The sequence below is a fragment of the Pseudomonas sp. MF6394 genome (assembly GCF_002018845.1).
In the GTDB taxonomy this organism is placed as follows: Bacteria; Pseudomonadota; Gammaproteobacteria; order Pseudomonadales; family Pseudomonadaceae; genus Aquipseudomonas; species Aquipseudomonas lactis.
Map to the genome: position 1 here is coordinate 25,794 of NZ_MVOJ01000029.1, position 15,023 is coordinate 40,816.

The window sequence follows — 15,023 nt, forward strand, 5'->3', positions numbered from 1 at the left end:
TCAGTGCCGGTGGGCCTTTTGGGTTGGGTCGGCGATCTGGATAACCGTGCCCTGGCGCCACGCGTCTGCACCGGGTGCGATGGGCGGCGCGGGGATATCGGCGCGAGCCTTTTTCTTTTCGGTACTGTCGATGCCCAGGCGTTTATCTCGCTCGGCGACCATACGCGGGTCGGCCTGGCCGTCAGCGGTGAACCCCATCATCAACTGCGAGACACCCAGCGGCAGGCGTTTATCCAGATCGGTATGCCAGGTGTGCCAGGTCTTGCCATAGGTGTGCACCAGCTTCTCCATCAGTGCATGCTCCGCCACCTCTGGGATCCCCGGAGCCACCAGTTGCCCTGACTTCACTTCATGCACATGGCTATGCCACAGCGCCTTCTCCGGCGCGGGCAGCGTGTTGAATTGCGCCTCGCTGATGATGTACTCCACGCCCATCAACTTGGCATCCTTGCGGTTGCCGTCGTAGATCACGCACTGGATAACCTCTTCATTGAGGATTGCGCAGTAGTGATGGGCTTCCATTTGTACATCGGGATGGCCGTTGTAGAAGTGAAAGCCGTCCAGGTAAGCGTTCAGTGCGTCAATCGGTGGGCGAGATTGAAGCAGGGCGGCGCCGGCTTCCAGCGTTCGGGTCGAGGGCTTCGTGGGTTTTCCGGGGGCCTCGACATTCGAGGGTGAGTTGTTGCCAGCGCAGGCGCTGAGCAGGGCCAGCATCGCTACTGCGGCTAAGGGTTGGGTGGGGTTGTCAGTCATGGTCGGCTGCCTCCTGTTGCCGGTGTGTTCACGCTCGAGGATCAAAGCCAGGTTTAATCCTGTTCTCGTTGGAAAGACGAGCGTGCGGAGCGTTCAAAATGCTTTGAGTTGAACACTCACGCATGTGGCTTGCCGGCGATGACGGCCTCACCGCCGGCCCCTATCTATCTGATGCCCCGCGATCAAACTGTGGGAGCTGGCTTGCCTGCGATGACGGCCTCCCAGCCGGCCCCTATCTACCTGATGCCCCACGATCAAATTGTGGGAGCGGGCTTGCTCGCGAAGGCGGCCTGGCAGGCGACAAAGTTGGATTGTGTGCATATCCATTGCTGCGGTAACGGCCACTTAGGGTTCCGCCCTGACGGCGGCCCACGGATTCAAGCCTGCGTTCGGCCAGCGTGGTTTAACGGGGCGCCTGAGATCAAAAGCAGAGCAAGATCAAGAGCGGCTCGCTTCGCATCGTGGTTACCATCGATCGCTGCACGCAGACCCATGTAGGCCTCAGATTGGGCCACTAGAAGCACCGGAAGAATCCGCCTCCCGCCCGCTGTCATCAACCGCGTTAGGCTGCCCCAACTTGCTGTATTGCTCGCGCAATTTCTGCAGCTCTCGCGACCCGAGCTTATCCAGGCTCAACGCCGCATTGTGGGCTTCTTTGGTGGCACGAATCAGCTCGTCCAGTTTCAGATGAAGAATATCGTTGTCGCGGTTCTGGGTATTCTGGATCAGGAACACCATCAGGAAGGTGATGATGGTGGTGGAGGTGTTGATGATTAACTGCCAGGTGTCGTTGTATTGAAAATAAGGCCCGGTGAGCGCCCAAACAGCAATCAAGCTGACGGCTGTCAGAAAGGTTTTTGAGCTGCCCGCCTGGTTGGAGAGTTTTTGGCAGAATTTCGCGAACTTCATGGTGCTGTCTCCTGGGGGATGTTCCTCTGTAGACCCCAGCAGATTTTCGAAATTCTTTTTTACAAATCGATTTTTTTGACAAAAATCAATCAGCAACACCCCTCTGTACAGGAGCGTTCAGCATGTCGGTCGCTGCTTCTATCGTTGAATACCTCAAGCACCATCAATTGGTCATCACGACGGCGGAGTCGTGTACCGCAGGCAAGATCATCACCTTGCTTTCACAGGTCGACGGCAGCGGTTCATGGATCGAAAGCGGGTACGTGGTGTATTCGCCAGAGGCGAAACAGCGCCTGTTAAACGTACGCCCTTACACCATCGAAACGTTCAACCTCACCAGTTGTGAGGTCGCCCAGGAAATGGCCCAAGGCGCGCTGTGCGACAGCCCCGCTGATGTGGCGGTCGCCACCACTGGCCTGCTGGGGCCGGATGGGATGGACGGCATTCCTCCAGGCACTGTCTGTTTTGCCTGGGCTTATCGAAACGGCGGGGCACTGAGTGTGTTCAGCCGCAAGGAACGCTTCATGGGCTCTCGTGAGCAGGTGCAGTTGGCCGCGTCTCTTCATGCATTGAAATGGCTGCCGCATTTTCACCAACGGGCGATGGCGGGTGAACGCGCCTAGTGCTGCCAAGTGCGCGTTTACGGCTGCGGTTCGATGTCCATCAGCAAGTCGCCGTTGGTCAAGGATTCAGCCGCCTGCACCACGCCACGATAGGCCTGACCGTTCCATTCAAAGCTAATCCTGTGGGCCTTCAGCAATTGCGCGGGCCATGGCGGCGCAAGCCGCAACTGCACACCGGGCGCAGCGCGCACAAGCTGCGCCATGCACTCGCTGGCGAGCGTGTTCACACCGAACAGCGTGTCTTGCAGGTATTCAATGTTGACTGGTTGCAGCGTTGCGTCAGTAGCGTCTGGCATATCTGTTACCCCACCGATGACAGCCAGAAAGACTGCCTGGCGATGACCATTTCTTCACGTATTTCCCGCACAAGCCGGTTGATCCCCGAAACACCGTGGTAGTGGGCGCGGTTGATGTTGGCGATGGTGAATTGGTCCATACCGTGCGCCGTTACAGTGACTGAAAGGCTGCCGTCCGGGTTGAGCGCGCACTTGACCGCGCACTTGGGAAGGCGAGCGGAAAGGGCCGTTTCGATTTCGGCTTTCGTTAACGTATCCATGAGTTCACCGCATAAAGGACTCAGCGCGTTAAGGCTAGCTCAGAATCAGTTGGCGTAAATACTGGCAAGGTAATGGCTGCTTGGAGGCCGGTGTTTTACCTTGTCCCGATGAGCTCGCATTGCTTTAGCTTTCGATAATGCCGTACAGATTTCTGGCCCTTTCTAGGAGCGTTCCTAAATACGCCGGCTGAAGGTCTGCCGATAATTCGCACATCCCCACTTATGTGTGCTCTGCCATGTCCTTCCTACCTATTCGTGTTCTGGTCATCGAAGAACACCCGTTCAAGCGGCTTGTTGCCACCCAGGTGTTTCGGGAGGTCGGGTGTGAAGAGGTGGCCGCCGTTGCCGATGTCGCGGCGGCCGTTGAGTTGCTCGAGCGTACCGGGCCTGTCGATATCGCCTTGTGCAACTTGAAGGACGAGGGCGCACACGGCTTGAGGGCCATCGAAGTGCTCGGCCGTGGCCACTTGGCTAAAGCGCTCATTATGTTCAGCGCCCATGGCACGGACCTGCACGATGCAATTGATCGCATGGCAGGCCTGTTGGGCATCAGTGTATTGGGTTATGTGGACTTCCCGGTGCCAGCAAGCGCCATTGCGCCTATGCTCAGCCGCTACCTGGAAAGGATTGGGGCGCCGACAAAGCAGGCGCGCCGAAGCAGCCGGTCTGGGTTCTTGAGCAAGGCGTGCGTGGCTGGGGGTTTTTCAAGGCATGAGTTCAAGGCGTTTTTCCAGCCCAAGTTCAATTTGAGCACGGGGCAGGTGCGCGGTTTTGAAGTGCTGGCGCGTTGGCAACATCCACAATACGGCCTGTTGTATCCGGCAGATTTTTTGCCGCTGCTCGCTCAAGTTGGCGCGTTGGATGAACTGTTCTTCGCGCTGTTGCAACAAGGCCTTGAGTTCTTGCAGCAGTTGGCAGAGCAGGAGCAGTTCCTATCGCTGGCGTTTAACCTGGAGTCCGACCAGCTCGGTCATGGCTTATTACTGCCGCGTCTTTGCGACTCACTCCAATCCCACGCCATTGCTGCGTGTCGTCTGACGTTTGAAATCACTGAATGCGGCCTGCTGGAAGTTTCTCCCGCCGTGCTCGACACCCTGATACGACTGCGCATGATGGGTGCCGGCCTGTCGATTGATGACTTCGGCACCGGCTATTCCTCGCTGGAGCGCCTGTGCCAGTTGCCGTTTACCGAAATCAAACTGGACGCCGCATTTACCCGCGATCTTCAAAGCAGTGCGCGCAACCGTGCCGTGGTCAGTAGCACATTGGCACTGGGCGAGGCACTGGGCATGCGAGTGGTGGTGGAGGGCGTCGAGAACGAAAACCAGCGCCTGGGATTACTGAAGCTGGGATGCAACGAGGCCCAGGGCTATCTATGTGCTCGTCCCATGAACGCTGCGCGCGCGTTGGCCTGGCTGGCGACCCAGTTGAACTCGCGCAGCAATATTTGATGTCAATCAGGAGGGCTTTTATGTCCAATCCACGTTTGCGGATCGCGTTGGTAGATAGCGATGCCACCCGGCGAATGAGTATTGAAAAAGACCTTGGCCATTTGGGATACCACCGCGTTGTGCCTGTCGATTCCCTCAAGGTGTTGATTACGTTATTGGATAACGCAAGAGATGTATTCGATCTGTTGGTGATCAATGAAGAAACCGTGCACGCGGCGGGCGCACAGTTTAAGCAAATGCTTGAGGAGTACGCGTGTGTCAGGCATTCATTGATTTATCAGGGCGTGACCCTGCAAGCGTTTCCCGATAATCCAGTCACGGCGCAACGCTGCGGCTTTATTGCCTCCGGTGTTCCGGACCGATCGATTCTGGCGCGCGTCATGAACCGGGTGGATGTGCAAATAAAACAGCGCTCGGGCAGACCGTTGCTGGAATCCAATTAATCCTGATGTGAGCTATTGCACGCTTTTCGCGGGACCCGCCACCGCCTCAGTTTTATGCTTTTAGTCCCATTCCTATTTGCTTCTTTTTAGGCACTGATAAGCTTTTTCGCTGAAACAATCTCGGGAAATTCTTTGTCATGATCTTAAATGCCGCCGTGCCTAACGAGTTCAGCGCCCTGCGCGTGATCACGTTGGCAACCGACCCTGCGTGTGTCTTGCGCCTCGCCTCTGCGTTGGGTGGCATGGGGGTCACGCCGCTGGCCACGGTCGCCTCACTGGAGGCGCTGCAGGCGTGGTTAAGCGAGCACCGCGTGGACATCATTGTGTGCGAAATCCGCTCCGAGTGTGGCGATGGCTTGATGTTGCCAAGTGTGCTCAAAGCACTGCATGACGCGGGTACGTTAATGCAGTTTCCGAGTATTTTCTGGACCGGCGAAACCACCCTGAATGTGCAGGAAAATTTGATCGAAGCAACAGTTACACCGGCGTGCGAAGCGCCCGCTAAGCAATTGTGGGTCAAGCACATGGGCGGCGTAGCCGTCAGCGCACTGGAATCCCATTCGCGCCTGGCGCAGTCGGCGGGAATCAGCGTGCAGATCTTGCGTGACGGTGGCCCGCTGGAGCTGGGCGATGCCTTGCGCACGGTGCTGCTGACCCTCGCTCAACCGGACCCCAAGCTGCAGGCCATGACGTTTGAGTCGCTGGCTGAGGATGAAGTCATCAACGCCCTGACCACCGGCGAGGGATTGCGCTTTGTCTTTCAGCCACAGTTCGAGTTGCTGAGCCGGCGCATCGTCGGCGCTGAGGCGTTGGTGCGCTGGAAGCACCCGCGCTTTGGTGAAATTCCGCCTGCGGTGTTGATGCCGCTGGTCAACCGTCTCGGCCTGGACCTGTTGCTGTTCAGCCTGGTGGAGATGTGGACTCTGCGCGTGATGCTAGCGTTAAAGCGCGAAAACATTACGATCCCTATCGCGGTGAATGCGTCGGCCAAGACCCTGTGCACCCCCAATTTTGCCGAGCGCCTGGCCTTGCGCATGCGCCAGGCAGATCTGCCGAGCCGCTTGCTGAAAGTCGAACTGACCGAAGATGTGCAGGAGCCGGATGAGCTGCATCTTTCGGCGTCATTGACGACTATTCGCGCCAAGGGTTTTCAGGTTTCGCTGGATGACTTCGGCAGCGGCGCAGCCACTTTCAAGCTGTTGGCGAACCTGTCGTTTGATGAAATGAAAATCGACGGCTCGTTTGTGCGCGGTGTCGAGCAGCACGCCTCGTCACGCAAGGTGATCGCAGGCATTGTGAACTGGGCAGGTCTGCTTAACCTGAGCCTGGTGGCGGAGGGGATCGAGGACGAGTCCACGATCCCCCTGCTGCACCGCCTGGGTTGCCGGGTAGGGCAGGGCTATGCGCTGGCGCGCCCGATGGAAATAGACGCCTTCTTGAACTTTGTGATTGAGCGGGAAAAGAACGGCTGAGGCTGTAAAGTTTGGCGGGCAGGTAAGTATTGGAACTTGATGTGTGTAGGTCAGCTCTTGGTTTTTAGGAGTTTTCTTATATTAAGTTTTTCGCAGATCTATTAAGTTTTATACCGTTGTTATTGTGAAGAATTGGCGCATTTTTTAACTGCGATGGTGAGCCTGTGCGCGTTAAGTTATAGGGAGTGAGCGTGTGGCGTGTGATGTTCAGTTGCACGGATGTAATTGATGAAATGGATGAGTCTGAGAGGACCTTAACTTATTCAGAGTGAGGCAGCGCTGTTGTCCATTTTTTTGCACGCTATACAGAGTGTTCCGTCATTTATGAAACGCCTACAAATTGCTTTGCTGGATGATCATGCAATCGTGCGGCATGGTTTGGTCAATCGGTTGGTACAGGAACCTGATTTTGAAGTGGTGGGGGTCTACGCTCGCAGTCGTGAGTTGATGGCCGGCCTGCTGACACACCCGGCCGAGGTGTTGTTGCTCGATTTTGTGCTCGGCCCTCATGAGCTGGATGGCATCCTGCTGATCCGTGCTCTGCGGGTAAAGTACCCGGGCTGCCGAATCCTGGTGTTTTCCACTCACCATGACGCGGCCACGGTGATTCTTGCCCTGCGCGTCGGTGCCCGTGGGTTTATCGGCAAGGGTGAAGACATGAGCCAATTGATCAGCGCAGTGCGGCTGGTGGCCTCGGGCGCTGTCTACCTGAGTGCTGACATGGCCTATCGGGTGGCCGAAGCCACGGCGGTCAACTATGACGGTGAGGAGCAATCACGCGATGACGCGATGCGTTTTGTCAGCTTGTCTGCGCGGGAGCAAGAGGTGATCCGCTGTTACCTGTCGGGCATGACCATCACCGAAATTGCTGAAAAATTCAGCCGCAGTATCAAGACCATCAGTTCGCAAAAGGCCTCGGCTTTTCGCAAGTTGGGCGTGATGTCCAACAACGAGCTGTTTCGGATCAAGCACATCATCGAGAGTGTTTAGCGCTAAACGCAGGCCACGCCGACGCGCGCAAAAACAGCGGTAGGCGGGCGTGCCCTTTGGCGGTTGTTGCATATACTCTTTGAAGTGCCGTAATAGCTGTCCCTGTTGTTTGACCGCGCCACCTAAGCGGGGCCAAGTGGGTTCGAATACGATGAAACCTGTACGCATTGCTCTATTGGACGACCACGCTGTTGTTCGGCATGGGCTCGCCAACACCTTGGCGGCCGAGGCCAACTTTGACGTGGTTGGCATTTATGAAAAAAGCCGCGACTTGCTCGCCGGCCTGGTCAGCGCTCCGGCTGACCTGCTGCTGCTGGATTTCTCCCTGAGCCCCGACGAGATGGATGGCGTATCGCTGATCCGCGCCTTGCGGGTCAAGTTTCCCAGTTGCCAGATCCTGGTGTTGTCCGCCCATCATGACCCGGCTACCGTGGCTCTGGCCATGCGGGTCGGTGCCCGTGGCTTTGTTGGCAAGGGCGAGGACATGACGCAAGTGGTCAGGGCCATTCGCAAGGTGGTCTCCGGCGCGGTGTACCTGAGCACCGACATGACATATCGCCTGGCGGAAACCGTCACCAGCGAGACGCGCAAAGACCCCAGCGAAGCCTCGGATGCCCTGGTCCAGGCCGAGCTGACCAGCCGTGAGCAGGAGGTGATCCGCTGCTATCTGGCGGGCATGACCGTGAGTGAAATCGCAGAAAAATTCAATCGCAGCATCAAGACCATCAGCACCCAGAAAACCTCAGCGTTTCGCAAATTGGGGGTCACCTCGAACAATGAACTGTTCAAGCTCAATAAAATCATCGGCTCACCATGAGGCGATGGCGACCGGGTGCCCTCTTATTCATGTTGCTGATGCTGGATGCCGCGCTTGCCTGTGCGGCGCCGGTTGAGCTGACGGAGCAGGAGCGGCTGTGGATAGCGCAGCATCCGGTCCTTCGAGTGGGGGTGATGGAAAACCTGGTCCCCTTCGAGTACATGAGTAATGGCGTGCTGCAGGGGCGGCCGGTGCAGTACCTGCAATATGTGCGCGATGCCACGGGGCTTGAGTTCACCTATGTGCCGGTCAAGACCCGGGCTGCACGTGAGCGCATGCTGTTGGATGGCCAGGTAGACCTGCTGTCTTCGCACTTTCGCTTTCGTGACGAGCCGCCTATCGAGGATCTTACCGCGCTGGTCTACGACACTACCGTGCCGATCATCGTGACCCGTGTCGACGACGCCGATATTTTTGACCTTGACCAGCTACAAGATAAAACGGTCGTGATCCCCGATGTGGAGTATTACGAGCAGTTGCTCAGAAAAAGGGCACCCCGAGCCACTCTGATCAAAAGCCCCCAGGCCTTGGCCATGCTGAACACCCTCCGGGACGGTGGTGCCGATGCAGTCGTGGCCTCCGAAGCCTTCTTGATGCCCTATTTGTATCGACAGTTTCAGGGCGTGCTGGAAATTTCTGGCGTGGTGGGCAGCAGCATGTTGGATGTGAACATGGCGGTGCGCACCGATAACGCCATGCTGGCCTCGATCATTGGCAAAGCCCTAGGCTCGATCAGCCCCTCACAACAGAATGCGATGTACGAGCATTGGTACCGGGACCTGGAGGTAGATGCGCCGACCCTGTGGGACATCGCCAGCCATTACTTGCATCTTTTGATCCTGGGCATGTTGGCGTTGATTGGCTTGTGTGTGCTGGTCTATCGCGGTTACCGCCAGCAGCGGCAGGCCGAGCGGAACGAGCAGGAAAAAACCATGTTCCTGGCGGTGATGGGTCACGAAATACGCTCGCCAATGAACGCCGTGCTGGCGGCCATGGAGCTGCTGTGGCACACCCGACTCAATGACCAGCAGCGCCACTTCGCGCACTTGGCCAACAGCGGCGCCAATATGCTGGTGCGCTTGCTCGATGATGTGCTGCACCGGCCGGATTCAGGGGCCAAGGCGTTACGTCTGACACTTGAGGCGACGGATGTCATCGCGCTGGTGCATGGCGTAGTGGGCTTGCATCGCCTGCGTGCGGGGGAAAAACACTTGAGTCTGAATGTGAGCGTGCAGACACCCCTGCCGTCGTTGTGGCTTGACCGTTCGCGGCTGACGCAGGTGTTTCATAACCTGTTGTCTAACGCCATCAAGTTCACCGATACCGGCACTGTTGACATCACCCTGCGCCTGGAAGACTTGCTGGACGGTAAGCATCAGTTGCAGGTTGAAGTCCGCGACACCGGCATCGGTATGGGCGAAGCGGTGCAGGCCTCTTTGTTCCGGCCTTATGCCCAGGCGAGTCAGTCCTACAAGCGTGCGGGAGGCAGCGGCCTGGGGCTGATGATATGTCGGCAATTGGTCGATTTGATGCAAGGCTCGCTGACCCTGCGCAGCGAGCCGGGAGTGGGGACGTGTATCAACCTGTACTTGCCCGCAACCCTTGCCCCTGAGGCCGCTGAACCGACGCGAGCCCCGGCCCCAATGCCTTTGCATGTCACCGGTGGTTTGCAGCTGCTGGTGGTGGAAGACACCCTGGCCAACCAGGAAGTGCTGCGGGCGCAAATCAGCGGATTTGGCTGTGTACCAGTGATTGCCGCCGATGCGGCCCAGGCCCGCGTGCGGTTCGCTGAGAGCGCTTACGCGTTGGTGCTGATGGACTGCGACTTGCCGGATCAGGACGGCTACAGCCTGGTCTGCGAACTGCGGGCGCTCGAACAGCAATGGGGGCGGGCGCGCTGCCCGATCATTGCCATTTCCGCCTTGACCGGCGAGCAGCACCTTCAACGCTGCCTGGCGGCGGGCATGGATGGGGCGTTGAGCAAGCCCATACGCTTGGGGCAGTTGAGTGACGTGATTGAGCAGTGGTGCGGCGTCACGTTGGCGGCACCGCGCGCCAGCTTAATGGCCCCGAGACTTGATCAGGCCGCGATCAACCGTGAGATGGCGGCCGACCTGGGCAGCCTGCTCAGGGCGATGGCGCTCTGTGATCGCCCTTCGGCCATCCATGTTGCCCATCGGTTACACGGCGCGGCACTGATCATCGAATGGCCGGCCCTGGCCCAGGCGGCCGCGCACCTGGAGAACCTGTTGCGGGCAGAGGAGGGCTGGCGCAACCCGGTTTACGTGCACACGCTTCAGGCGTTGGTTCAGCACTGGCGTGCCGTGAGCGAGGAGACCCCGCTGGACATGCTGGCCATGGTCGCGCCGCCGCCGATGACGCAACCATGAGGGTTGCACGGTTGCGCCTGCTGCTGGGGTGGTTGCTGCTGGCAAGCGCGGGCCTGGCCGATGCGCAGGCCGACCCGCCGTCGATGACCTTGACCCAGCAAGAGCGTGACTGGATCGCCGCCAACCCCGTGCTGCGTGTCGGTGTGTTCGACAACCTGCTGCCCTTCGAGTACATCAGCGACGGCCAGTTGCGTGGGCTATCGGCCAAGTACCTGGGTTTGATTGCGGCGCGTACCGGCCTGCATTTCCAGTCGGTGGTCACCGGCAATCGTAGCGCCCGCAAGGACATGCTGATCAGCGGCGAGGTGGATATCTTGCCGACCCGGCGCCGCGACGACGATCCGGTCAAGGACCTGGGCATGCGCTATACGACGCCCTACAACACCAGTTCCACCATCCTCGTCAGCCGCTTTGGCCAACAGCCATTCGTGGACCTGGAACAACTTGCCGGCAAACGCTTGGTGATGTTGGGGCGCGAGGGGTATCAGGCGTTTTTGCAGCAGAAAGTCCCCGGCATAACGGTGATCTCCGGCCAGAACGCTGTCGACATCATGGCGATGGTCAAGGACGGTCGGGCGGATGCCGCCATCGCCTCTGAATGGTTACTGATCCCCTATCTTTCCCGGCAGTATCAGGGGGTGTTGCAAGTATCCGGGGTGGTGCCGCAATTGCACACCGGCGTGAGCATGGCGGTGCGTGACAGCGACGAGATCCTGTTGTCGATCCTGGAGAAAGTGCTGGGGTCCATCAGCAACGATGAACGCAAAGCGATCTATGACGCCTGGTTCGATGACATGAACCTGGATATTCCGACGATCAAGGACATCGCCGAGCATTTCCAGGGTGAGTTGTGGCTGTTGCTGTCGGTGGTGCTGCTGTTGATCGCGTTCGCCTGGCAAAGCCGTCGTCAGCGCCGCCAGGCCGTGCAGAGCGAGCGGGAAAAGGCGATGTTTTTGGCGGTGGTCAGCCATGAAGTGCGTTCGCCGATGAACGCGGTGCTGGCGGCTATCGAGTTGTTGGAGCACACACCGCTGGACGAACAGCAGCGCCACTTCACTCAATTGGCCAACAGCGGCGCCAATACCTTGCTGCGGCTGGTGGATGACGTGCTGGACATTTCCAGGATGGAGGCCGGGCAACTGAGCCTGACCCTGGAGCCTGTGGACCTCTGGGCCTTGGTCGAGCAGGTGGTGGAGGAGTATCGCGCCGGCGCCGAAGAAAAAGGCCTGCTGCTGACATTGAGTGGTGAACGCCCCAGCGGCCCCTTGATGCTGGAGGGCATGCGCTTGAGTCAGGTGCTGCGCAACCTGATCTCCAATGCGGTCAAGTTCACTGAGGTAGGCGGGGTGGAGGTGCAGCTCAAGGTGGTTGAATGGCCAGAGGTTCCTGTGCCGCACGTGCTGATCCGCATCATCGACAGCGGCATTGGCTTGTCACAGCAGGCGCAGGCCAGCCTGTTTCGGCCCTATGCACGGGCCAAGCACTCTTACAAACGTACCGGTGGTAGCGGGCTTGGCCTGGTGATTTGCCGTCGCCTCGTGAGGCTGATGTCGGGTGAGCTGACCCTCAACAGCACCCAAGGCGTGGGTACTGAGGTTGAAGTCAAACTGTCTGTCGAGTGGGCCAAGACCCTGGATATACCCCAGGCTGAAGCGGCGCAGGCCCAAGTGGAGGGTAACGGTGTACACGTGTTGGTGGTGCAGGCGCCTGTGACCGGCCAAAAGACACTGCCTGCACACCTGCAAGCGCTGGGTTGTAGGGTGTTGCTGGCGGTTGATGGCGCCCAAGGGTTGACGCTATTCAATGTGCGACGGGTCGATATGGTATTGATCGATTGCGACTTGCCAAACAGTGAAATCGAGCCGCTGGCGGGCGCCTTTCGTGAGTTGGAGCAGGTGCTGCAGCGTGCCCATTGTCCGCTTGTAGCTGTCGCGGGCTTCAGCGATAACGAGCACCTAGAGCGTTGTTTTGATGCGGGGCTCGACGGGGTGCTGGTCAAGCCGGTTACCCCGGCCAAGTTGCAGCAGATGATCGAGCTTTGGTGTGACATGCCGCAAGGTCCGCTGCCGGCTATGCCCAAGGAAGAGCCAGAGGAGGAGTCGCATATCCTGCGCACGTCCTTTAACGACTTGATCGAGGCACTGGCCTTGCGCGAGCGAAGCCAAGCGTTGCAGGCAGTTCAGCGTCTGCACGGGGCGGCGCTGGGGCTGGAGCGGGACGACTTGGTGGGCACTGTCGACAGCCTGGAACGGTTATTGCGCGATGAGCGTGACTGGCCCGCGCAGCAGATTGCCGAACGCCTTAGCGTGCTGCTGGGCAAAGGCCTGCGCTAGCATAGCCTCGCTGTTGTACCCGGTCGTTCAGTTTGAACACCGCTTCACAGGTGGGGCTTGCCTGCGATAGCCATAGCTATCTACACAACTCTGTAGCGATCGACGGTAACCACGATGCGAAGCGAGTAGCTCTTGCTCTTGATCTGCCCTTGATCTTGATCTCAAGCGCCCCGTTAAACCACGCTGGCCGGAATTCGACAGGGATTTGGGGGGTAAACCGGCAGGGATGCCGGTTTAGCCGCCCCGCGCCATGGATGGCGCGTGGCGGCGGCCCCCCAAATCACTGGCGGATTACGGGCACACCGAGCCTAAGCGAGGTGCCGAGTGGTGGGGCAAGAGCGTTTTGCTTACTTTTGCGCTTTTCAAAAGTGAGCCGCCGTCAGGGCGGAACCCTAGGTGGCCGTTACCGCAGGAACGGATATGTACCCAATCCAACTGTGTTGACTGTCAGGCCGCCTTCGCAGGCAAGCCAGCTCCCACATTTGGACTGCGGCGCGCCAGGTAGATAAGCGTCGGCTGTCAGGCCGCCACGGGTCCAGCCTAACCTCGAAGTTGTGTAGATGCTTAGGCTGCGATAACGGTGGGTCAGTCAACATCTGATGATCAGAATAACGATGACCCATTATATAAGCTGGATTTAAATATACCGTTCAGGCGCGCTTTTAGGACCACTCCTATAGACGCTTTGTCTGTTGGCTTATTAAAGCCAGCCCACTATGGTGGGGGACTTTGTTTGTTGATTTTAATCGCCTGTTTATAAGGTAATTTGCCCGGGTTATTTGTTTTTCAGAGCACTCCTATTTTGAAAGTTAAGTGCGCTGCTTACACTTCACTTCGCAACAACGCAGAAGTATTTCCCGTCCAGGGAACTTCAAAACTTAATCAAGTCTATCGTGCTCTCGGAGTTACTCATGAATTACAAAGCTCGCGCCCTCGCTGTACTGGTCGCTGCCACCGTCTCTTCTGCTGCCATGGCTTCGGACGGCAAAATTGATTTCAACGGTGAGCTGAAAGCCGAAACCTGCCAAGTGGCCGTCAATGGTGCAGCAGCTTCCGGCGCGACCACCGTCACCTTGCCAACCATTTCCACCGCTTCCTTGGCTTCCGCCGGGCAAGTAGCTGGCCAGACCGGTTTCAACATCGAACTGAGCAAGTGCTCTGCTGCGATCAAAACCGCGGCGGCGTTCTTTGAGTCGGGCGGTGGCGTGGATCCGGCCAGCGGTAATGTGAAGAACATCAGCGGTTCAGCCACCAAGGTCCAACTGCAGTTGGTGGATGCCACCAATGGCAACGCGATCAAGGCCGGCAACACGTCTCAGGTTACCTCCACCAGCCGCGTAACTGTTGACCCAACTGCCCTGACCGCTGTGCTGCCGTACGCCGTTCAGTACTACGCCCAGTCGGCTACCACGCCGGGCACCGTTGTGGGCTCCGTGACTTACTCCATCAATTATCAGTAAGTCGCAGGCTTTGGACACACGCCCTGCTCGGTATTGAAGGGCGTGCATCCAGACGGTAAAGGGATTGCTCTATGTCGTGCACACGTGCATTCAAACCACTGCTGCTGATCGGCCTGGCCACACTGATGTGTTCCCATGCATTCGCTGCAGTGGTGATTACCGGTACGCGCCTGGTCTATCCGGCGGACCAGAAAGAAATCACCGTAAAACTGAACAATAACGGCACGTTGCCCGCACTGGTCCAATCATGGATCGACACCGGCAGCGTCGAATCGACACCCACCAGCTCCAAGGCGCCGTTCCTGCTGTCGCCCCCGGTGGCGCGCATTGACCCGACCAAGGGCCAAAGCTTGCGAGTGCTCTTTACCGGCGCGCCTTTGGCGCAGGACAAAGAGTCGGTGTTCTGGCTCAACGTTCTCGAAATCCCGCCCAAACCCGAGGCGGGTGCAGACCTCAATACGCTGCAAATGGCTTTCCGTTCGCGCATCAAGCTGTTCTATCGCCCGGTTGGCTTGCCTGGAAATCCCAATGAGGCGGTTGAGCAGGTGCAGTGGCAATTGGTTACGGCACGCGATGGCCAAGGCCTGGCGCTGAAGGCGTACAACCCGTCGGCGTTCCACGTCTCGCTGATCGAGTTGGACCTGGTGGCGGGTAACCAACGCTATCGCAGTGAGGACGGCATGGTCGGCCCTGGGGAAACCCGGCAGTTCGCGCTGCCCACGCTCAAGGCCATGCCGTCGAGCCAGGCACAAGTGGAGTTCAGCGCCATCAACGATTACGGCGCGTTGGTCCCGACCCGCAACACGCTGCAGCCCTGATCCATTCC

14 protein-coding genes are annotated in these 15,023 nt (G+C 58.4%); 10 read left to right on the forward strand and 4 right to left on the reverse strand.

The features are described 5' to 3' along the window. Positions 1-753 carry an OBAP family protein gene (locus MF6394_RS24575; protein WP_078467739.1) on the reverse strand — a complete coding sequence of 251 codons (753 nt, stop codon included), beginning with the start codon at positions 751-753 and terminating at the stop codon, positions 1-3. 501 nt (positions 754-1,254) lie between these two features. Then, a complete protein-coding gene (locus tag MF6394_RS24585) occupies positions 1,255-1,662 on the reverse strand; it encodes a low affinity iron permease family protein (RefSeq protein ID WP_069558776.1) in 408 nt (135 codons plus the stop codon). Positions 1,663-1,784: 122 nt separating this feature from the next. Here MF6394_RS24585 and MF6394_RS24590 point away from each other — a divergent pair, with 122 nt between their 5' ends. Beyond that, on the forward strand, positions 1,785-2,285 hold the full coding sequence (locus tag MF6394_RS24590; RefSeq protein WP_078467740.1) for a CinA family protein: 501 nt from the start codon (positions 1,785-1,787) through the stop codon (positions 2,283-2,285). A gap of 17 nt (positions 2,286-2,302) precedes the next feature. On the opposite strand, the gene MF6394_RS24595 is transcribed toward MF6394_RS24590, so the two are convergent. Both MF6394_RS24595 and MF6394_RS24600 read right to left on the reverse strand, forming a co-directional pair. Then, positions 2,303-2,581, reverse strand: a complete 279-nt coding sequence (locus MF6394_RS24595) for a hypothetical protein (protein WP_078467741.1) — start codon at positions 2,579-2,581, stop codon at positions 2,303-2,305. Positions 2,582-2,586: 5 nt separating this feature from the next. Further along, a complete protein-coding gene (locus tag MF6394_RS24600) occupies positions 2,587-2,841 on the reverse strand; it encodes a hypothetical protein (protein ID WP_003190434.1) in 255 nt (84 codons plus the stop codon). A gap of 236 nt (positions 2,842-3,077) precedes the next feature. On the opposite strand from MF6394_RS24600, the gene MF6394_RS24605 reads away from it, so the two are divergent. The 9 genes from MF6394_RS24605 to MF6394_RS24650 all read left to right on the forward strand — a co-directional run bounded on the left by MF6394_RS24605 (position 3,078) and on the right by MF6394_RS24650 (position 15,015). After that, positions 3,078-4,292 carry an EAL domain-containing response regulator gene (locus MF6394_RS24605; protein ID WP_078467742.1) on the forward strand — a complete coding sequence of 405 codons (1,215 nt, stop codon included), beginning with the start codon at positions 3,078-3,080 and terminating at the stop codon, positions 4,290-4,292. A 20-nt stretch (positions 4,293-4,312) separates the two neighbouring features. Beyond that, positions 4,313-4,735: a hypothetical protein gene (locus tag MF6394_RS24610; RefSeq protein ID WP_044273265.1), complete on the forward strand. Its 423-nt coding sequence runs from the start codon at positions 4,313-4,315 to the stop codon at positions 4,733-4,735. Positions 4,736-4,872: 137 nt separating this feature from the next. Then, the gene (locus MF6394_RS24615) at positions 4,873-6,207 is read left to right on the forward strand and encodes an EAL domain-containing protein (RefSeq protein WP_078467743.1); all 1,335 of its coding nucleotides are present in this window, start codon (positions 4,873-4,875) and stop codon (positions 6,205-6,207) included. A 324-nt stretch (positions 6,208-6,531) separates the two neighbouring features. Next, on the forward strand, positions 6,532-7,197 hold the full coding sequence (locus MF6394_RS24620) for a response regulator transcription factor (protein WP_032892352.1): 666 nt from the start codon (positions 6,532-6,534) through the stop codon (positions 7,195-7,197). 151 nt (positions 7,198-7,348) lie between these two features. Continuing rightward, a complete protein-coding gene (locus MF6394_RS24625) occupies positions 7,349-8,014 on the forward strand; it encodes a response regulator transcription factor (RefSeq protein ID WP_044273267.1) in 666 nt (221 codons plus the stop codon). 29 nt (positions 8,015-8,043) lie between these two features. After that, positions 8,044-10,404, forward strand: a complete 2,361-nt coding sequence (locus MF6394_RS24630; RefSeq protein ID WP_078467744.1) for an ATP-binding protein — start codon at positions 8,044-8,046, stop codon at positions 10,402-10,404. Further along, positions 10,401-12,737 (forward strand): ATP-binding protein, encoded by a 2,337-nt coding sequence (locus MF6394_RS24635; RefSeq protein ID WP_078467745.1) that lies wholly within the window; start codon positions 10,401-10,403, stop codon positions 12,735-12,737. Before MF6394_RS24630 ends, MF6394_RS24635 begins: the two co-directional genes overlap by 4 nt. Before the next feature lie 911 nt (positions 12,738-13,648). Next, positions 13,649-14,197: a fimbrial protein gene (locus MF6394_RS24645; RefSeq protein ID WP_003190448.1), complete on the forward strand. Its 549-nt coding sequence runs from the start codon at positions 13,649-13,651 to the stop codon at positions 14,195-14,197. Between the two features lie 71 nt (positions 14,198-14,268). Further along, the gene (locus tag MF6394_RS24650; RefSeq protein ID WP_032892349.1) at positions 14,269-15,015 is read left to right on the forward strand and encodes a fimbrial biogenesis chaperone; all 747 of its coding nucleotides are present in this window, start codon (positions 14,269-14,271) and stop codon (positions 15,013-15,015) included. Positions 15,016-15,023 lie beyond the last annotated feature (8 nt).